17 protein-coding genes are annotated in these 17,817 nt (G+C 64.2%); 10 read left to right on the top strand and 7 right to left on the bottom strand.

Translation table 11 applies throughout. From position 1 onward, the window contains the following. The first annotated feature begins 39 nt into the window (after window positions 1-39). From ACG97_RS00645 to ACG97_RS16790, 7 genes are all read left to right on the top strand, one after another. Window positions 40-648, top strand: coding sequence for a riboflavin synthase (locus ACG97_RS00645; protein WP_047965377.1), 609 nt, complete (start codon window positions 40-42; stop codon window positions 646-648). Window positions 649-713: 65 nt separating this feature from the next. Further along, entirely contained in the window at window positions 714-1,883 is a 1,170-nt protein-coding gene (gene ribBA, locus ACG97_RS00640; protein ID WP_238377224.1) for a bifunctional 3,4-dihydroxy-2-butanone-4-phosphate synthase/GTP cyclohydrolase II, read from the top strand. A 45-nt stretch (window positions 1,884-1,928) separates the two neighbouring features. Further along, window positions 1,929-2,396, top strand: coding sequence for a 6,7-dimethyl-8-ribityllumazine synthase (gene ribH / locus ACG97_RS00635; protein ID WP_047965375.1), 468 nt, complete (start codon window positions 1,929-1,931; stop codon window positions 2,394-2,396). A 34-nt stretch (window positions 2,397-2,430) separates the two neighbouring features. Continuing rightward, the gene (gene nusB / locus ACG97_RS00630) at window positions 2,431-2,880 is read left to right on the top strand and encodes a transcription antitermination factor NusB (RefSeq protein WP_047965374.1); all 450 of its coding nucleotides are present in this window, start codon (window positions 2,431-2,433) and stop codon (window positions 2,878-2,880) included. Between the two features lie 56 nt (window positions 2,881-2,936). Beyond that, on the top strand, window positions 2,937-3,878 hold the full coding sequence (gene thiL / locus ACG97_RS00625; protein ID WP_047965373.1) for a thiamine-phosphate kinase: 942 nt from the start codon (window positions 2,937-2,939) through the stop codon (window positions 3,876-3,878). Next, window positions 3,862-4,353 (top strand): phosphatidylglycerophosphatase A, encoded by a 492-nt coding sequence (locus tag ACG97_RS00620; RefSeq protein WP_047965372.1) that lies wholly within the window; start codon window positions 3,862-3,864, stop codon window positions 4,351-4,353. The genes thiL and ACG97_RS00620 overlap by 17 nt, the downstream gene beginning before the upstream one ends. A gap of 61 nt (window positions 4,354-4,414) precedes the next feature. Continuing rightward, window positions 4,415-6,103: a diguanylate cyclase domain-containing protein gene (locus ACG97_RS16790; RefSeq protein WP_053068009.1), complete on the top strand. Its 1,689-nt coding sequence runs from the start codon at window positions 4,415-4,417 to the stop codon at window positions 6,101-6,103. An 86-nt stretch (window positions 6,104-6,189) separates the two neighbouring features. On the opposite strand, the gene ACG97_RS00610 is transcribed toward ACG97_RS16790, so the two are convergent. The 3 genes from ACG97_RS00610 to ACG97_RS00600 all read right to left on the bottom strand — a co-directional run bounded on the left by ACG97_RS00610 (window position 6,190) and on the right by ACG97_RS00600 (window position 9,474). Then, window positions 6,190-7,515 (bottom strand): DEAD/DEAH box helicase, encoded by a 1,326-nt coding sequence (locus tag ACG97_RS00610; protein WP_047965371.1) that lies wholly within the window; start codon window positions 7,513-7,515, stop codon window positions 6,190-6,192. A gap of 299 nt (window positions 7,516-7,814) precedes the next feature. Then, the gene (locus tag ACG97_RS00605) at window positions 7,815-8,591 is read right to left on the bottom strand and encodes a hydroxypyruvate isomerase family protein (RefSeq protein WP_047965370.1); all 777 of its coding nucleotides are present in this window, start codon (window positions 8,589-8,591) and stop codon (window positions 7,815-7,817) included. Between the two features lies 1 nt (window position 8,592). Then, complete coding sequence (locus tag ACG97_RS00600) at window positions 8,593-9,474, bottom strand: NAD(P)-dependent oxidoreductase (protein WP_047965369.1); 882 nt, start codon at window positions 9,472-9,474, stop codon at window positions 8,593-8,595. A gap of 240 nt (window positions 9,475-9,714) precedes the next feature. On the opposite strand from ACG97_RS00600, the gene ACG97_RS00595 reads away from it, so the two are divergent. Further along, window positions 9,715-10,473: a hypothetical protein gene (locus ACG97_RS00595; protein WP_156167830.1), complete on the top strand. Its 759-nt coding sequence runs from the start codon at window positions 9,715-9,717 to the stop codon at window positions 10,471-10,473. Between the two features lie 51 nt (window positions 10,474-10,524). On the opposite strand, the gene ACG97_RS00590 is transcribed toward ACG97_RS00595, so the two are convergent. Next, window positions 10,525-11,331: a response regulator gene (locus tag ACG97_RS00590; protein ID WP_238377223.1), complete on the bottom strand. Its 807-nt coding sequence runs from the start codon at window positions 11,329-11,331 to the stop codon at window positions 10,525-10,527. Between the two features lie 68 nt (window positions 11,332-11,399). Continuing rightward, a complete protein-coding gene (gene gcvA / locus ACG97_RS00585; RefSeq protein ID WP_047965366.1) occupies window positions 11,400-12,287 on the bottom strand; it encodes a transcriptional regulator GcvA in 888 nt (295 codons plus the stop codon). A gap of 184 nt (window positions 12,288-12,471) precedes the next feature. On the opposite strand from gcvA, the gene acnB reads away from it, so the two are divergent. Then, window positions 12,472-15,063 carry a bifunctional aconitate hydratase 2/2-methylisocitrate dehydratase gene (acnB, locus tag ACG97_RS00580; RefSeq protein WP_047965365.1) on the top strand — a complete coding sequence of 864 codons (2,592 nt, stop codon included), beginning with the start codon at window positions 12,472-12,474 and terminating at the stop codon, window positions 15,061-15,063. Between the two features lie 163 nt (window positions 15,064-15,226). On the opposite strand, the gene ACG97_RS00575 is transcribed toward acnB, so the two are convergent. Continuing rightward, window positions 15,227-16,057, bottom strand: coding sequence for an ABC transporter substrate-binding protein (locus tag ACG97_RS00575; protein WP_047965364.1), 831 nt, complete (start codon window positions 16,055-16,057; stop codon window positions 15,227-15,229). Between the two features lie 174 nt (window positions 16,058-16,231). Here ACG97_RS00575 and ACG97_RS00570 point away from each other — a divergent pair, with 174 nt between their 5' ends. Further along, complete coding sequence (locus tag ACG97_RS00570) at window positions 16,232-16,576, top strand: hypothetical protein (RefSeq protein ID WP_047965363.1); 345 nt, start codon at window positions 16,232-16,234, stop codon at window positions 16,574-16,576. Here ACG97_RS00570 and ACG97_RS00565 read toward each other — a convergent pair. Beyond that, window positions 16,569-17,753: a VWA domain-containing protein gene (locus tag ACG97_RS00565; RefSeq protein WP_047965362.1), complete on the bottom strand. Its 1,185-nt coding sequence runs from the start codon at window positions 17,751-17,753 to the stop codon at window positions 16,569-16,571. The two genes, ACG97_RS00570 and ACG97_RS00565, sit on opposite strands and share 8 nt — an antisense overlap. Window positions 17,754-17,817: the final 64 nt, after the last annotated feature.

Raw genomic sequence — 17,817 nt, 5'->3', positions numbered from 1 at the left:
ACAATCGATGATCGTTTGTCCTGAAATGAAGGCAAAACCATGTTCACTGGCATTGTGCAAGGCATGGCGCGCATCGTCGCCATCGAAGAAAAAACCGCATTCCGCAGCCATCGGCTGGCACTGCCGGCCGCGTTGCTGCCCGGCCTGCAGATCGGCGCCTCGGTGGCGCACAACGGCTGCTGCCTGACGGTGACCCGCATCGACGGCGAGGAAGTCAGCTTCGACCTGATGGCGGAGACCCTGCGCCTGACCAACCTCGGCACGCTGCAGGTCGGCGACCTGGTCAACGTCGAGCGCGCCGCGCGCTTTGGCGACGACATCGGCGGCCACGCGATGTCCGGCCACATCATGGCCACCGCCACCGTGACCGAGGTGATCAGCAGCCCGGACAACCGCACCGTGTGGTTCCGCCTGCCGGCTGCGCTGAGCAAATACGTACTGAAAAAGGGCTATATCGGTATTGACGGCTGCAGCCTGACCATCGGCGACGTGTCGGGTGACACCTTCTGCGTGCACCTGATCCCGGAAACGCTGCAGCGCACGCTGATGGGCGTGCGCCAGGCCGGTGACATCGTCAACATCGAGATCGACCCGCAGACACAGGCCATCGTCGACACCGTGGAACGGGTGCTGGCGGCGCGGGCATGACGCGCTGCGGCCAACGTTGGCCGCAATAAACAGATTACAGGCGCGCGGACGCACACCGCCCGCGCATGAATGCAGTTACGCAGCAAGTCTGGCACGCACGGCGTGCGGGAGAACACAGCATGAGCATTTCCCCGGTTCAAGAAATTATCGCCGACATCAAGGCCGGCAAGATGGTGGTCCTGATGGACGCCGAAGACCGCGAGAACGAAGGCGACCTGGTGATGGCCGCGGAGCACGTGACGCCGGAGGCGATAAACTTCATGGCCAAGTTCGGCCGTGGCCTGATCTGCCTGACGCTGACCGAAGAGCGTTGCAAGCAGCTGAACCTGCCGATGATGGCAACCAACAACGGCACCAGCTTCGGCACCAACTTCACCGTGTCGATCGAGGCCGCCGAGGGCGTCACCACCGGCATTTCCGCCGCCGACCGCGCCCACACCACACTGGTAGCGGTGGCGCGCGATGCGCGGCCGACCGACATCGTGCAGCCCGGCCACGTATTCCCGCTGAAGGCGCAAAAGGGCGGCGTGCTGGTGCGTGCCGGCCATACCGAAGCCGGCTGTGACCTGTCGCGACTGGCCGGGCTGGAACCGGCGTCGGTGATCTGCGAGATCATGAACGACGACGGCACCATGGCGCGCTTGCCCGAACTGCTGGAGTTCGCCAAGGAACACGGCCTCAAGGTCGGCACCATCGCCGACCTGATCCACTACCGCAGCCGTACCGAGTGCTTTGTCGAGGAAGTCGGCCAGCGGCTGGCGGAAACACCGTTCGGCGCCTTCCAGCTGCACGTGTTCCAGGACGTGCTGACCAAGGCAACGCACCTGGCGCTGGTTTGCGGCCAACCGCACGCCGACCGTGAAACGCTGGTGCGCGTGCACGAACCGCTGTCGGTGATGGACTTGCTCGACCCGATGGGCGGCCAGCACAGCTGGACCATCCCCAACGCACTGGAAGAAATCGCGGAAAAGGGCTGCGGCGTGGTGATCCTGCTGCACCGGCCGGAATCCGGCGCCGACATTCTGGCGCGTGCACTGCCGGAACAGGCGGAGAGCGCCGTCCGCCAGCGCTGGGACAGCAAGACCTTCGGTATCGGCGCACAGATGCTGCGCGCGCTGGGCGTGGGCAAGATGAAGCTGATGGCCTCGCCGATCAACCTGCCGTCGATGACCGGTTTCGGGCTGGAGGTCACCGGCTTTGTCCAACCTGAACACGTGCACGTCGATTTGGATTAAAATACGCCCCTTTTCGTGATTGGCTTTCGCCGCAAGGAGAACCGGATGCTGGACCAAGTAAACCGTATTGCCCCCGACCTGTCTGCCAACGGCCTGAAAATCGGCGTCGTCATGGGCCGTTTCAACGACGTGGTATGCCATGGTCTGCGCGATGCGTGCTTGTCCGAACTGGTGGCACTGGGCGTGAACCCGGCCGACATCACCCTGGCCACGGTGCCGGGTGCACTGGAGGCGCCGCTGGTGCTGCAAACCATGGCCAAGTCCGGCCGCTTTGATGCGCTGATCGCACTGGGCGCGGTGATCCGCGGCGAGACCTATCACTTCGAGCTGGTATCCAACGAATCCGGCGCGGGCGTCACCCGTGTCGGTCTCGATTTCGACATCCCGATCGCCAATGCCATTCTGACCACCGAAACCGACGAGCAAGCCGAAGTGCGCATGTCGGTGAAGGGGCGTGAAGCCGCGCAAGTGGCGGTCGAAATGGTCAATCTGCACAAGACCCTGCGTGGCTGAGCCGCGCCTGTTCTTTAAATAAAGGAAGCCGTACATGAAAACCGCACGCCGCCGTGCCCGCGAATACGCTGTCCAGGGCATTTACGAGTGGCAGCTGAATGCTGACCGTCCCGCGTCGCTGATCGAAAAACACCTGCGCGAGAATGATTACTTCGTCAAGGCCGACGAAGCGCTGTTCCGCGAAATCCTGTTCGGCGTACTGCGCGACGTGACCGAGCTGTCCAAACGTCTGCAGCCGTACTACGACCGCGACGAACAGGAAGTCAGCCCGGTCGAGCGTGCCATACTGCTGATGGCCGCCTTCGAGCTGTGCTCGCACCCGCAAACGCCGTACCCGGTGATCATCAACGAAGCCATCGAGATCGCCAAGACCTTCGGCGGCACCGACGGCCACAAGTTCGTCAACGGCGTGCTGGACAAGTTTGCCGCCGACGTGCGCGCCGACGAAGTGCAGACCATCCGCAGCCGTCGTCAGGGTGCCTGAGCGCTGCTTGCTTCCATGTCACACCCGCCACGGCGGGTGTTTTTATTTGTCACGCCATGAATGAATTCGAACTGATCCGCCGTCACTTCACCCAGGCCGCGCCGGATGCCGTGCTCGGCGTCGGCGACGATGCCGCCATCGTGCGCCCCAGCCCCGGCCACGACCTGCACGTGTCGGTGGACATGCTTGTGGCCGGGCGCCACTTCTTCCCCGATGTCGATCCCGAGGCGCTGGGCCACAAGACGCTGGCGGCCAACCTGTCCGACATGGCGGCGATGGGCGCCACACCGCGCTGGGCGGTGCTGGCGCTGGCACTGCCGCAGCTGGACGGCGCCTGGGTGGAAGCCTTCGCGCGCGGCTTTTTCGGGCTGGCGGCAGAGCACGGCGTCAGCATCATCGGCGGCGATACCACCCGCGGCCCGCTGACGCTGTCGGTGACCATCTTCGGTGAAACGCCGCACGGCCAAGCGCTGCGCCGTGACGCAGCACAGGCTGGCGACGACATCTGGGTATCCGGTGAGCTGGGTTTGGCTGCCGCCGCACTGCAACAGCGCCTCGGCCGCCTGAGTCTGGATCTGCCACCCGAATGCCGCCGGCAGCTGGAATGGCCGCAGCCACGGGTGGCGCTGGGCCGGGCCTTGCTCGGCATCGCCCATGCGGCGCTGGATGTCTCCGACGGCTTTGCCGCCGACCTGCACCATATTCTCGATCGTTCCGCCTGCGGTGCCGAGGTCTGGCTGGACGCCTTGCCGACCCATCCGGCCCTGCACGGCGCCCGCGCACAGCTGCTGTCCTGCATTGCCGCCGGTGGTGACGACTACGAGTTGTGCTTCACCGCCAGCCCGGCACGGGCCGCCGAGGTCGAGGCCGCGGCACGCCAGGCCGGCGTAACGGTGACCAAGGTTGGCCGCATCGTGACCGCGCCGGGATTGCGACTACTGGACCAGCACGGTACCGCCGTGACACTGGAAAGACTGGGCTATGACCACTTCGCGTAAACCGGATCGCGCCTTTTTGCTGGCACGGCCGGCACACTTCTTGGCGCTGGGCTTTGGCAGTGGCCTGATCACGCCGGCGCCCGGCACCTGGGGCACACTGGCGGCGTTGCCGCTGGCCGCGCTATTGCTGTGGCTGGGCGTCAGTGGTGGGGCGCTGGCGCTACTGACGCTGCCGCTGTTCCTGCTTGGCATCTGGTTGTGTGACGTCACCGGCCGCGCGCTGGGCGTCGCCGATTCCGGCCATATCGTGTGGGACGAGATCGTGGCGATGCTGCTGGTGCTGGCGCTGGTGCCGGCCACGCCGCTGTGGTGGCTGCTGGCTTTTGCCGCCTTCCGCCTGTTCGACATCGTCAAGCCGTGGCCGATCCGCTGGCTGGACCGCCACGTGCACGGCGGCTTCGGCGTAATGCTGGACGACGCCGTCGCCGCGCTGTTTGCAACACTATTGTTACGACTGGTACAGCCGCTACTATAGAAATCTTGTTATCACTATGACATATCCGTAATATGCCAAAACTTTTTCTCGGGTTACGGATATGCAGAACGTGCTTGATGATGGCCTGCTGACGCTACTGCACACTGCGGCCGCGCCCTGGCTGCTACTCGATGCGCAACAGCGGCTACGCGCCTGCAATTCCGCAGCCAGGCAATTGCTGGGCGAAGCGGCCAGCATAGGCATGGTGCTACCGCTTGCCCGGGCCGGCGAGTGGCAGGGCGCGCCACTACCGGCAGACATGCTGCCCTGCCAGCTGGACTCGCACCTGTTCGGCCTGCTGCCCGGCCTGCAGGCGAACGCGCTGACCGCCTACCGGCTGGTGCCACTACAGGACTGGCACGAGCAGGAGCAAAAGCGCCGCCAGCGCGAACACTATCTGCAAATCCTCTCCGATCTGGCTGCCTCCAGCGAGAAAGACCGCCTGCACCGACTGGACAGTGCACTGGCTGCCGGCGCGGCGGCACTGGGCATGGAAATCGCCTTTGTCGCCCAGCGCAAGGCCACGCAACTGGAAATCATTGCCTGCCACGCCGGCAATGATCTGAGCCGCGGCAAGTCCCTGCCGCTGGATCTCACCTATTGCGAACGCACGCTGCAGAACGGCCAGCTGCTGTGCCTGCCCGATGTGCTGGAAACGGCGCTGGCCGACAGCGCCTGTTACCGCGAATTCCGCTTCCGCGCCTACATCGGCATACCGCTGCTGGTGCAGGGCCGCATATTTGGCACGCTGGCGTTCTGCGCCAGCGCACCGCGTGCACCGTTTTCCAGTGCCGACACCGAGTTTGTGCAGCACCTGGCGCGCTGGACGGCGGTCGTGGTGGAGCGCAAGCTGGCCGCCGACGAGGCGATGCAGACCCAACAGGCAATGGAGGAGCAGCTGGGCTGGCTGCGGCTTGCAGGGCAGGTGGCCCGCCTGGGGCACTGGAGTTACGCGCCGCAGGACGGGCAGGTGTCGCTGTCGCAAGAGGCCTGCCGCCTGCTGGCCGTCGAGCCGCGCCCGCTGTTGCCGCTGGTGGAAGTGGAGCGCCGGATGCTGGTGCAGGATCGCCAGCGCTGGCGCGATGCGCTGCAGCACAGCCTGCAGCAGCGCACGCCGCTAGCAGTGGAAGTACGCCTACGCCACGGCGACAGCGGCTACGGCTGGCTGGCGCTACGCGCGCAGGTGGTGGAGCGCGAGGGCGAGCCGCTGCTGTTTGGTGTGCTAATGGATGTCACCGACGCCAAGGAATCGCAACAGCTGATCCAGTATCAGGCCTCGCACGATGCGCTGACCGGCTGCATCAACCGCACCCTGCTGTTCGACCGTCTGGGGCAGGAGATCCGCCGCGCGGAACGCCTGCACCAGCAGTTTGCGGTGATGTTTGTCGATCTGGATCGCTTCAAGCAGGTCAATGACCGCTACGGTCATGCCGCCGGTGACAAGGTGCTGCAGACCGTGGCCGACCGCCTGATGGCCCTGCTGCGCCGCTCCGACACCGTGGCGCGGGTCGGTGGCGACGAATTCGTGCTGCTGATTCCGCAGGTCAGCGACGAGCTGACCCTGGCGACGCTGGCGCGCAAGGTCGAGATGGCCATCGACCGGCCGGTGCGCGATGAGGGCGCGCTGTATCGTGTCTCCGCCAGCATCGGCGTGGCGCTGTATCCGGAGGATGGTGACGAGCCGGAACTACTGCTACGCGCCGCCGACCGCAAGATGTACTCCGACAAATCGCACGCCGCGCGCCACTAAGACGACACCGTCAGTCCAGGGCAACCAAGGTTGGCCGCAAACGAAAAAAATCCCCGATGCAGGCATCGGGGATTTTTCATGTCGGCTTATTCAGCGCGTGGGGCACGGCTACCGCTGTAGCTGCTGCCGCCGCCACTGCCGCTGCGGCGTGGACCGCTGCTGCTGCGACCGGCGTAACCGCCACCGCTACCCGGCTTGCGATCACCGTAACCACCGCCATTACCGCGACGCGGGCCGTTGTTGCGGGCACCGGCCGGACGGCCTTTTGGCGGACGACGGGTCGGCTCCAGGCCTGGGATCACGGCTTCGGTCAGCGAGCGCTTGATGTACTGCTCGATACGGCGCACGCGGTGGAATTCGCGCGATTCGGCGATGGTGATCGCCACGCCGCTACGGCCGGCACGACCGGTACGACCGATACGGTGCACGTAGTCTTCCGCCTGTTTTGGCAGGTCGTAGTTCACTACCAGGCCGATGGCCGGCACATCGATACCGCGAGCGGCCACGTCGGTGGCAACCAGGATCTTGATGCGACCGCGACGCAGGTCGTTCAGGGTACGGTTACGCCAGTTCTGCGGCATGTCGCCGTGCAGGCAGGCGGCGGAGTAGCCCATGTCCGACAATTTGTCGGCGATTTCTTCGGAACCGATCTTGGTGGCGCTGAACACGACCGCCTGTTCAAAATCGGACTCTTTCAGGATGGCGTCCAGCAGACGGGCCTTGTGGGCATTGTCGTCGGCGTAGAGCAGGTGTTCTTCGATGCTGCCGCCGTCTTCCTTGCGGGCAATCTCGATACGCTGTGGCGAGCGGGTCATCTTCTCTGCCATGCGGCCAACGGTACCGTCCAGCGTGGCGGAGAACAGCAGGGTCTGGCGATCGGCCGGGGTGGCGGCAACGATGGTTTCGATGTCTTCGATGAAGCCCATGTCCAGCATGCGGTCGGCTTCGTCCAGAATCAGCATTTCCAGGCGGGAGAAGTCAACACGGCCGGAGCGCATGTGATCCATCAGGCGACCTGGAGTGGCGACGATGATGTCGACCGGACGCGACAGGGCGCGGGTCTGGAAGCCGAACGAAGCGCCGCCGACCAGTGTCACGGTACGCAACCAGCGCAGGTGTTCGCCGTAAACCTGGGCGTTCTTTTCTACCTGGGAGGCCAGTTCGCGGGTCGGGGTCAGTACCAGAACACGCGGGCCATTGCCGGAACCTTTGGAGCGCTCGCCCATTTTGGTCAGGGCTGGCAGCAGGAAGGCGGCGGTCTTGCCGCTACCGGTCTGTGCCGATACCAGCAGGTCCTTGCCCAGCAGGGCGGCAGGAATGGCTTCAGCCTGAACGTCGGTCGGGCTTTCGTAGCCGGATTTGGTCAGTGCTTGAACGATAGGTTCTGGGAGTCCGAGATCGGAGAAATGCATGGTGATCCTTTCAGTCCGGCTTATGGCCGGTGCGTTAGCCCGCTAAGGGTTACAGGTCATCGAACCAACCTGACAAAGCGGCGAACTGCAGTCCGAACGGAAAGGACGAGGCGAGAAACGAAGCCAAAAACGGTCAGATACGATGAAATCGTGGAAGCTGGCGGCGCGGGTGTTTCCGCTCAGCAAATCAGGAAAGGGCGCATTCTATGGAAATTAATTACGCTTGGCAAGCGTTTTCTGCGAACAACAGCGGCAAGTAGCTGATTTTTAATTGTGCTGCACCGCAACAACCGAAAAAATCAGTGCCAAGAAGCCAGCCAGGACAGGCTATCCGCCGTGCTGGTGGCCGGTTTGTATTCGGCGGCGCACCATCCGGTATAGCCAAGCTCGTCCAGCAAGGCAAAGATTTGCGCCAGCGGCAGCTCGCCGGTGCCGGGCTCGTGGCGGCCAGGGCAATCGGCAAACTGGATGTGGCCGGTCTGCGGCAGGTACTGCGCCAAGGTGCCGGCCAGATCCAGCTGCATCCGCGCCAGATGGTAGAGGTCCAGCTGCATGCTGACATTGGGGTGCGCCACCTCGGCCAGCACTGCGGCCAACTCGGCCGGCGTACTCACCACAAAACCGGGCATGTCGAGATTGTTGATCGCTTCGCAAGTGACGCGAACACCGTGTGCCGCGAGGCGCGCACCCGCCAGCGCCAGGTTGGCCGCAAGGGTCTGCCGCGCCAGCGCCGCGTCCTGCTGCGCATCGAAGCGGCCGGCCAGCACATTGACCATCTGCACGCCCAGCACCTGCGCGTAGTGTTCGCCCTCGGCCAGCGCCGCCATGAATTGCGTGGTGCGCGCCGGGTGGCTGGCCAGACCATAACCGCCGGCCATCAGGTCGCCGGCAGGCAGGTTGATCAGGATGATGTCGACCGCGGCCGCGGCCGCGGCATCACGCAGCAGCGGCGCCGGATAGTCGTAGGGAAACTGGATTTCGACCGCGTCAAAACCGGCGGCCGCGGCAGCGGCGAAGCGCGCCGGCAACGGCAGCTCGGTAAACAGCAGCGACAGGTTGGCGGCAAAACGCGGCATCTCAGCGCACCTCGCTATCGGGCAGATAACAGGCTATCACCGTGCTCAGGTCCTGCTCGGCGTAGCCGGCCGCGGCATGGCGGGCCATCAAGTCGGCCGCGAGGCTGGCCAGCGGCAGCGTTGCGTCGTGTTCGGACGCCAGCTGGCGCGCATTACCGAGATCCTTGAGCAGGGTGGCCACCTTCCACTGCAGCGGCTGATACTGGCGCTGCGCCATGCGCGGCGCCAGTATCTGGAACGGCAGCGAATCGGCAAAGCCGCCGGCCAGCGCCGCCGGCAACAGGCTGGCGTCGATACCGGCCGCCTCCGCCAGTTGCACCGTTTCGGCGATCAGCATCGCATTGCTGGCCACGATCAGCTGGTTGCAGACCTTGGCAACCTGTCCGGCACCATGGCCGCCGATGTGGCTCAGCCGTTGCGACAGGCAGGCGGCAAAGGGCTGCAGGCGGGCGATGTCCGGCGCCAGGCCGCCAGCCATGATCACCAGCGTGCCGTTTTCCGCGCCGCGCACACCACCGGACACCGGCGCATCGACCCAGGCGGCACCGTGCTCGGCCGCCTGCTGCGCCAGTTGCCGGGTCAGCGCCGGCGACGTACTGGAGAAGTCGACCAGCAATTGGCCGGGGCGCAGCTGCGCACGGATGCCACCCTCCGCCTGCCACACCGCCCGCACCGCCTCGTCATTGGCCAGGCAGAGCATGATGATGTCGCTGCCGCGCACCAGTTCGCCAAGGTTGGCCGCGACCACGGCACCCGCGGCACGCAGGCTGTCGGCCTTGGCGGTAGAGCGGTTCCATACTGTCAGTGGATGCCCGGCCGCCAGCAGGCGCCGGCACATCGGCACCCCCATCAACCCCAATCCGACAAAGCCCAGAGTTGTCATCGCTTGCTCCCTGAATCCGGCATCCGCCACGCGAAAAAAAGCCGGCACGAGGCCGGCCACAAAGCACTTTGTAAAACAAGGGAAGGATGCTTGCACAACCAGTGCGCAGGCGTCCGCGCCTAGCATTGCAAGCAACTTTCAGCGCAACGACGAGCTTACCCGCTTTCAGATGACATCACAATGCGGCGTCGTAGTGACAGGCTTTCCGCTACAATCGCGCCTTTTTTCCGGAGCCATCCCGTGACTGTTTCGTTTCATCCTGTTCGTTATGCTGCCAGCCGGCCATGGGCCAAGCGGGTGGCGCACCTGTTTGAACATGGCGGCAAGAGCGCCGTCGCCGACTGCGACGCCTTGCTGCGCCGCACATTGCAGGCGGCTCCCGGCGGCGTAGGGCTGGATGCGACACGACAGGAGGCCGAGGGGTTGCTGGCTCAGGCGTATGGCCACTTCGTGCGTCACGGCCGCCAGTTGCTGCGGTGCGATGCGGCACTGGGCGCCGCGCTGGCGGCGACACATCCGCCCAAGGCACTGCCGGCGGCGCCAACCCTAGCGCTGGCGGCGTGCTTCATCGCACTGCCCGATGGCAGCGGTGCCTACGTGCACAGTGACGAGGAGGGCGCCTGGCAGGTGCTGATGCTGGCCGCCGGTTTTGCGCAGGGAAACAGCGGCTGGTGGCAGCAGAACGCCGAGGTGCTGGCGCTGACCTTGCGTGGCGGTGACAGCCTGCAGTTGCCGGACACCCCGGCGGTGCAACCATGGCGCGCGGCACTGCTGAGCCTGTTCAACCACCTGGTGCTACTGACGCAGCCGCGCTGCCTGCTGGCCGCCGCCAGCAGTCCGGCAGAGCAGGCCGAGGCCTTGCGCCGCGGCGAGCTGCCGGTGCGCCGGCTGTCGTGGGAGGGTGGTCTGGCATCGCCCGCCGCATTCGGCAAGGAAGGTTACTGGCGGCGACAGGCGAGCGGTGCAGCAGAACGCCTGGTGTGGGTGCCGCCACGCTAAGCCCGGCACCCGCTGCCGGCATGCCGGCGGCGAAGGGTGCGGCCATCAGCGCTACAGGAACTGGCTGATCAGGCTCTTCAGGGTGCCGATGTCAAACGGCTTGTCGCAGATGGCGGACACGCCGGCTTCTTCGACTGCGGCCAACCTTTGCTCGTCCTGCTCGCCGGACACCATCAGGATCGGCACCGAAACCAGCTGGCTGCTGGTGCGGATATGCTCGATCAGCTCACAACCATCCATCTCCGGCATGTTGTAGTCGGTGATGATCAGGTCGAAATAATTGCCGGCCGCCAGCAGCCCGACCGCGCTGCGGCCGTTGTCGGCCTCGGTGATCTCGCAAAAACCGAAGCGTTCCAGCACGCTGCGCATGAAGCTGCGCGATACGGTGCTGTCGTCGACCAGCAGGATCTTCTTCGCGTACAGATCCAGCGATTCCAGCTCGCTGCGGGTGTCTTCGACATTGAGGTAATCGAGCGAACTGCTGATCGCCTTGTCCAGCTGCGCCGGGGTAAACGGCTTGGGCAAAATCGCCATCGCGCCGGCCTGGCGGATCGCATCCAGCTGCTGCGGTCGCGTTTCGCTGGAAACCAGCACGAACGGCATCTCGCGCACCCGCTCATCGCCGCGCATCGCCATCACCAGCTCGGCGCCGGTCATGTCCGGCAAGTACATCGCGCTAATCACAATGTCCGGCAACGGCGGCAGATGGATGCGCGCCAGCGCCTCGGCGCCGCTCTCGACGCGATCGACCCGCTCGATGCCCAGTTCCTGCAGATGGTGCTGGATGATCTGTCCTTGCGCCCGCGAAGGCTCCACCAGACAGACCGTCAGGTGACACATGTCGAAAAGCATAGTCATTACCCGTTACACAGTGTGCCCCAGCATAGACGACCGCCGCCGGTGGCTGTCAATTGGTAATCCGCACATTATTGATGCATGACAGCCTGCTGCTCCAGCCACTGGCAGAAGGCGTTGATGGCGGTATCGTCGATCGCGGCGCGCGGTGCAATCCAGCAGTAATCCCGCACCGGCACAATCGGCAGCGACAGCGGCGCCACCAGCCGGCCGGCATCGATCTCGCGCTGCGCCATCGGCAGCGGCCCCAGTACCACGCCCAGCCCGTCCAGCGCCGCCTGCAGCGCCAGCGAAAAGCGGTCGAAATGCAGCCGGCTGGCCGGCTTCAGCTCCGGCACCGCCGCCAGGGTCAGCCAGCGCTGCCACGCCGTTGGCCGCGTATCGGCATACAGCAGGGTGTGCTGCGCGAGGTCAGCCGGACTGGTGAGCGGTATCTTTTTCAGCAATGCGGGATGACACAGTGGCAGCTCCCATTCCTCCAGGAACGGCTTGGCGAGGTGGCCGGGCCAGTCGCCGGGACCACGACGAATGGCGATGTCGAACGGCGTGTCCAGCCGACTGATGTCGCGATCGGAGGTGACGATGTGCAGATCGATGTCCGGATGGCGAGCACGAAAATCAGCCAGTCGCGGCAGCAGCCAGTACATGGCAAAGGTCGGTGTCGAGTTGATCGACAGGCGGCGCTGGCGATCCGGCTGCAGCAGCTGCGAGGTGGCGTTGGCGATCAGGTCCAGGCCGTCCTGCACCTGCACCAGATAGCGCCAACCGGTGTCGGTCAGCTTGACGCGGCCGCCAGTGCGTTCGAACAGCTGCACCCCCAGCCAGTCCTCCAGCTGCTTGATCTGCTTGCTCACAGCACCATGAGTAACATGTAGCTCGTTGGCCGCAGCAGAAAAGCTTTCCAGCCTTGCTGCCGTCTCGAAAATACGCAATCCGTTAAGGGGAGGGTAGGCATTCATGGTGTGATTATATCTCACAGGCAATGTTGCGATTACTCGTTTGTGCTCACCCTAGGAACGGCGTAATCTTTCACCATCCCGACCGGCTGTCATTGTCCCGATGCGGCCGGGTGGTTGCCGGCAGACATTCACCCGCTGTCGACAGACTAACTTGCACATAACCCCAGCAAAAAGGTCCCAAGCCATGCTAGAAGCTTACCGCCAACATGTCGCAGAACGCGCCGCACTGGGCATTCCACCACTGCCGCTGACCGCCAAACAAGTCGAAGAACTGGTTGAACTGCTGAAGAACCCGCCAGCCGGCGAAGAAGAGACACTGGTCGAGTTGATCACTCACCGCGTGCCGCCTGGTGTCGACGACGCCGCCAAGGTCAAAGCTTCGTTCCTGGCCGCCGTCGCCGAAGGCAGCGTGAAGTCGCCGCTGGTTTCGCGCGAAACCGCGACCAAACTGCTGGGCACCATGCTGGGCGGTTACAACGTCAAGCCGATGATCGACCTGCTGGGCGACGCCCAGGTTGGCGCCATCGCCGCCGAAGGCCTGAAGAAAACCCTGCTGGTATTCGACTTCTTCCACGACGTGCAAGTGCTGGCCGAAGGCGGCAACGCCAATGCCAAGGCCGTGCTGCAAAGCTGGGCCGATGCCGAGTGGTTCACCAGCCGTCCGGAAGTGGCACAAAAGATCACCGTGACCGTGTTCAAGGTGCCGGGCGAAACCAACACCGACGACCTGTCTCCGGCGCCGGATGCCTGGTCCCGCCCCGACATCCCGATGCACTACCTGGCGATGCTGAAGAACACCCGTCCGGATGCGGCGTTCACGCCGGAAGAAGACGGCAAGCGCGGCCCGATGCAGTTCATCGAAGACCTGAAGAAAAAAGGCAACCTGGTCGCTTACGTCGGCGACGTGGTCGGCACCGGTTCCTCGCGCAAATCCGCCACCAACTCGGTGGTGTGGGCCACCGGCCAGGACATCCCATTCGTACCGAACAAGCGTTTCGGCGGAGTGACCCTCGGCGGCAAGATCGCACCGATCTTCTTCAACACCCAGGAAGACTCCGGCTCGCTGCCGATCGAAGTGGACGTGTCCAAGCTGGAAATGGGCGACGTGATCGACATCTACCCGTACGAAGGCAAGATCGAGAAAGACGGCCAGCTGGTCGAAAAATTCAGCCTGAAATCCGACGTACTGCTCGACGAAGTGCGCGCCGGCGGCCGTATCAACCTGATCATCGGTCGCGGCCTGACTTCCAAGGCGCGTGAAGCGCTGGGCCTGCCAGCCTCCACCGAATTCCGCCTGCCGAAAGACCCGGCCAATTCCGGCAAGGGCTTCTCGCTGGCACAGAAAATGGTTGGCCGCGCCTGTGGCCTGCCGGAAGGCCAAGGCGTGCGTCCGGGCACCTACTGCGAACCGAAGATGACGACCGTCGGCTCGCAGGACACCACCGGCCCGATGACCCGCGACGAACTGAAAGACCTGGCTTGCCTGGGCTTCTCCGCCGATCTGGTCATGCAGTCGTTCTGCCACACCGCCGCCTATCCGAAGCCGGTCGACGTGAAGATGCACAAGGAGCTGCCAGCCTTCATCTCCACCCGTGGCGGCGTGGCGCTGCGTCCGGGCGATGGCGTGATCCACAGCTGGCTGAACCGTCTGCTGCTGCCGGATACCGTCGGCACCGGTGGCGACTCGCACACCCGCTTCCCGATCGGCATTTCCTTCCCGGCCGGCTCCGGCCTGGTGGCCTTTGCCGCTGCTACCGGCGTGATGCCGCTAGACATGCCGGAATCGGTGCTGGTGCGTTTCAAGGGCGAGCTGCAGCCGGGCGTGACCCTGCGTGACCTGGTGAACGCCATTCCGCTGTACGCGATCAAGCAGGGCCTGCTGACCGTGGCCAAGGCCGGCAAGAAGAACATCTTCTCCGGCAAGGTACTGGAAATCGAAGGCCTGCCGGATCTGAAAGTAGAACAGGCTTTCGAGCTGTCCGACGCTTCCGCCGAGCGCTCCGCCGCCGGCTGCACCGTGCACCTGAACAAGGCGCCGATCGTCGAGTACATGCAGTCCAACATCACCCTGATGAAGTACATGATCGCCGAAGGCTATCAGGACGCCCACACCCTGGAGCGTCGCATCAAGAAGATGGAAGAGTGGATCGCCAACGGTGAACTGCTGAATGCCGATGCCGACGCCGAATACGCCGCCGTGATCGAAATCGATCTGGCCGACGTGAAAGAGCCGATCGTGGCCTGCCCGAACGACCCGGACGACGTGAAGTTCATGTCCGAAGTCGCCGGCACCCAGATCGACGAAGTGTTCATCGGCTCCTGCATGACCAACATCGGTCACTTCCGTGCCGCGTCCAAGCTGCTGGAAGGCAAGCGCGACCTGCCGGTCAAGCTGTGGGTTGCCCCGCCGACCAAGATGGATGCGCAACAGCTGACCAAGGAAGGTCACTACGGCGTGTTCGGCATGGCCGGTGCCCGCACCGAAATGCCGGGCTGCTCGCTGTGCATGGGTAACCAGGCGCAGGTGCGCGAAGGCGCGACCGTGATGTCGACCTCGACCCGTAACTTCCCGAACCGTCTGGGCAAGAACACCAACGTGTATCTCGGCTCGGCCGAACTGGCCGCGATCTGCTCCAAGCTGGGCAAGATCCCGACCGTCGAGGAGTACAAGGCCAACATCGGCATCATCAACGAGAGCGGCGCCGAGGTATACCAGTACCTCAACTTCAACCAGATCCAGGACTACCAGGATGTGGCTGACACTGTAAAAGCCTAAGTCACAGCGGCCAGTACCGCTTTGCCTGCAGCAAAAAGCCCCGCGGTTGCGGGGCTTTTTTTGTGGTCGGCGATTTGTGAGCGGAGACTTGCGACAGCAGGCCAAGGTTGGCCGCAACAGCACCGGCTCGGCGCTAGCGCCGGTTACCGCTCACCGGCACGCTTCAGCCGGGCCGGCGCGCGGCACTGCTCTGCGCCTGCCACACGCGCAGGTACTTCTCCACCAACGCGTCCATTACCCGGTCGTCACTGAGTTTTTTCATAGCCCGCGACAGGCGCTCCGCCAGTTGCTCGTTATTGCAGACGGAAGCCAGCGCCACGGTCAGGTACAGCTTTTCGCGGCTGACCGGCACTGAGGATGCACGCAAGCCCCTGATATTGAGGCTGGCGGCATAGGCAAGACCCGGTGCATCCTCGTAAATCAGGTAGTCGGCACGCCCCAGGCTCAGCATCTGCAGCGCGTTCTTGACGCTGCCGACCTGCTGCAACTTGAGGTTGATCGCGGCAAACTGGTCGAAAGCCTGGCCAAAACTGTTGTTGACCACGGTGATGCCTTCCTGCCCCTGCAGGTCTTCCCAGCGCTGGTATTGCAGCGGGTGCTGCTGCCGCGTCCAGATCAGGGTCTGCGTATCGCGGATCACCGGCTGCAGGTAGCGCAGGTAGGTCAGCCGCGGCTGCGTCAGGAAGGCGCCGGCGATCAGGTCGATGCGGCCGTTGCGCGCACTCTCCTGCACCCGGCCCCACGGCCCGACATAGCGCACCTCGATCGGGATGCCGATCTCGCGGGCCACCAGTTGCATCAGCTCGGCATTGGCGCCGATCAGCTTGCTGTCGTTTTTCGGGTCTTGCCACAGAAAGGGCGGATACTCGGGATTGCCGGAGGCCACCAGCCGCGTGCACGCCGCATTGGCAAGTGGCGGCAAGCCCAGCAGCACGCCCAGCAGCAGGGCCGGCCAGCGTCGCGACTGGCATGAGGAAAGGAAACTGTGCAACATGGGTAGCTTTCCTTTCAGGAATATGACGTTTCCGCAGTCTAGAGGCAGGCGCCGACGACTGGCAATAGGCTGTCATTGTAAATGCCGGCAGCCAATAGCGGCGCCAGCTTATAACATGAAACCATGGTCGTCGCGAAGCCGCGCCGCCCGCAACCCGCACCCGGAGTCCCCGATATGAACGACGAAGCCCTGCAACGCCTGCAAAAACTGGTCGACGGCCCGCGCGACGGCGCACTGCTGCGCTTCGGCCTGGCCAATGAATACGCCCGCCTGGAACAGTGGCCGCAGGCGATACGCGAGGCGAGGGCGGCGCTGGCCTTCCAGCACGATTATTCCGCGGCGTGGAAACTGCTGGGCAAGGCCTTGCAGGCCGGCGGCGAGCCGCAACAGGCGCTGCAGGCCTACCGTGACGGCATCGCGGTGGCCGAGCAGCGCGGCGACAAGCAGGCCGCGAAGGAAATGACGGTGTTTGCGCGGCGCATCGAGAAAACGTTGGCCGCAAGCGACGGTGCTAGCTGACGCTGTGGCGTAGCTGGCGCATCGCGCTGTCGATGCCCTCCACCGTCAGCGGATACATGCGCTCCTGCAGCAGCTGCCGGATCAGGCCGATGGACTGGGTATAGCCCCAGTGTTCCTGCGGCATCGGATTCAGCCACACCGCGTGCCTGAACTGCGCCAGCAGGCGGCGCAGCCACACCTCGCCGGACTCCTCGTTCATGTGCTCGACACTGCCGCCGGGGTAGACGATCTCGTACGGGCTCATGCTGGCATCGCCGACGAAGATCAGCTTGTAGTCGCTGCCAAAGGTGTGGATCAGGTCCCAGGTCGACAGTTTCTGGCCGTGGCGACGTGCATTGTCTTTCCACACCCCTTCATAGACGCAGTTGTGGAAGTAGTAATACTCCAGATGCTTGAACTCGCTGCGCACCGCCGAAAACAGCTCCTCACAGGCACGGATGTGGTCGTCCATCGAGCCGCCGACATCGAACAGCACCAGCAGCTTCACCGTATTGTGCAGCTCCGGCACCATCTGCAGATCGAGGAAGCCGGCGTTGCGCGCGGTCGCGGCGATGGTGGCATCCAGATCCAGCACCTCGGCGGCGCCTTCGCGCGCGAACTGGCGCAGGCGGCGCAAGGCCACCTTGATGTTGCGCGTACCCAGCTCGACCTGGTCGTCAAAATTGCGGAACTCGCGCTGATCCCACACCTTGACCGCGCGCCGGTGGCGCGACGCCTGCTGCCCGATGCGGACACCCTCCGGGTGATAGCCATAGGCACCGAACGGACTGGTGCCACCTGTGCCGATCCACTTGTTGCCGCCCTGGTGACGCTCCTTCTGCTCGGCAAGGCGCTCGCGCAGCGTCTGCATCAGCTTGTCCCAGCCCAGCGCCTCTAGCTGCCGCTTTTCCTCATCGGAGAGGAATTTCTCCACCTGCTTGCGCAGCCAGTCTTCCGGGATCGCGGTCTGCAGGTCTTCCAGCTCCAGCGCCAGGCCGTTGAAGCAGTGGCCGAACACCTGGTCGAAGCGGTCGTAATACTTTTCGTCCTTGATCAGGATGGTGCGCGCCAGATAGTAAAACTCGTCGACACTGCCAAACGCCAGCTGTCGCGATAGCGCCTCCAGCAGGGTGAGGTGCTCTTTTAGCGACACCGGCAGTCCGGCGGCACGCAGGGCATTGAAGAACGGAAGCAACATGACAATTCGCTCGTGACAAATGGAACACAACCGCATAGAGTACGGACTCTAAACAATCGTTTGA

This window comes from Vogesella sp. EB (genome assembly GCF_001037925.1).
GTDB lineage: Bacteria > Pseudomonadota > Gammaproteobacteria > Burkholderiales > Chromobacteriaceae > Vogesella > Vogesella indigofera.
The sequence above is the reverse complement of the archived record's forward strand: the minus strand, read 5'-3'. Positions and strand labels throughout refer to the sequence as shown.

Bases quoted from the DNA above. Each gene is read 5' to 3' on its own strand.
- ACG97_RS00605 (WP_047965370.1), bottom strand. From the start codon at position 8,591: ATGCCGCGTTTTGCCGCCAACCTGTCGCTGCTGTTTACCGAGCTGCCG.
- ribH (WP_047965375.1), top strand. From the start codon at position 1,929: ATGCTGGACCAAGTAAACCGTATTGCCCCCGACCTGTCTGCCAACGGC.
- ribBA (WP_238377224.1), top strand. From the start codon at position 714: ATGAATGCAGTTACGCAGCAAGTCTGGCACGCACGGCGTGCGGGAGAA.
- ACG97_RS16790 (WP_053068009.1), top strand. From the start codon at position 4,415: ATGCAGAACGTGCTTGATGATGGCCTGCTGACGCTACTGCACACTGCG.
- ACG97_RS00590 (WP_238377223.1), bottom strand. From the start codon at position 11,331: ATGACTATGCTTTTCGACATGTGTCACCTGACGGTCTGTCTGGTGGAG.
- ACG97_RS00645 (WP_047965377.1), top strand. From the start codon at position 40: ATGTTCACTGGCATTGTGCAAGGCATGGCGCGCATCGTCGCCATCGAA.
- ACG97_RS00620 (WP_047965372.1), top strand. From the start codon at position 3,862: ATGACCACTTCGCGTAAACCGGATCGCGCCTTTTTGCTGGCACGGCCG.
- ACG97_RS00570 (WP_047965363.1), top strand. From the start codon at position 16,232: ATGAACGACGAAGCCCTGCAACGCCTGCAAAAACTGGTCGACGGCCCG.
- thiL (WP_047965373.1), top strand. From the start codon at position 2,937: ATGAATGAATTCGAACTGATCCGCCGTCACTTCACCCAGGCCGCGCCG.
- ACG97_RS00610 (WP_047965371.1), bottom strand. From the start codon at position 7,515: ATGCATTTCTCCGATCTCGGACTCCCAGAACCTATCGTTCAAGCACTG.
- ACG97_RS00575 (WP_047965364.1), bottom strand. From the start codon at position 16,057: ATGTTGCACAGTTTCCTTTCCTCATGCCAGTCGCGACGCTGGCCGGCC.
- ACG97_RS00565 (WP_047965362.1), bottom strand. From the start codon at position 17,753: ATGTTGCTTCCGTTCTTCAATGCCCTGCGTGCCGCCGGACTGCCGGTG.
- gcvA (WP_047965366.1), bottom strand. From the start codon at position 12,287: ATGAATGCCTACCCTCCCCTTAACGGATTGCGTATTTTCGAGACGGCA.
- acnB (WP_047965365.1), top strand. From the start codon at position 12,472: ATGCTAGAAGCTTACCGCCAACATGTCGCAGAACGCGCCGCACTGGGC.
- ACG97_RS00600 (WP_047965369.1), bottom strand. From the start codon at position 9,474: ATGACAACTCTGGGCTTTGTCGGATTGGGGTTGATGGGGGTGCCGATG.
- nusB (WP_047965374.1), top strand. From the start codon at position 2,431: ATGAAAACCGCACGCCGCCGTGCCCGCGAATACGCTGTCCAGGGCATT.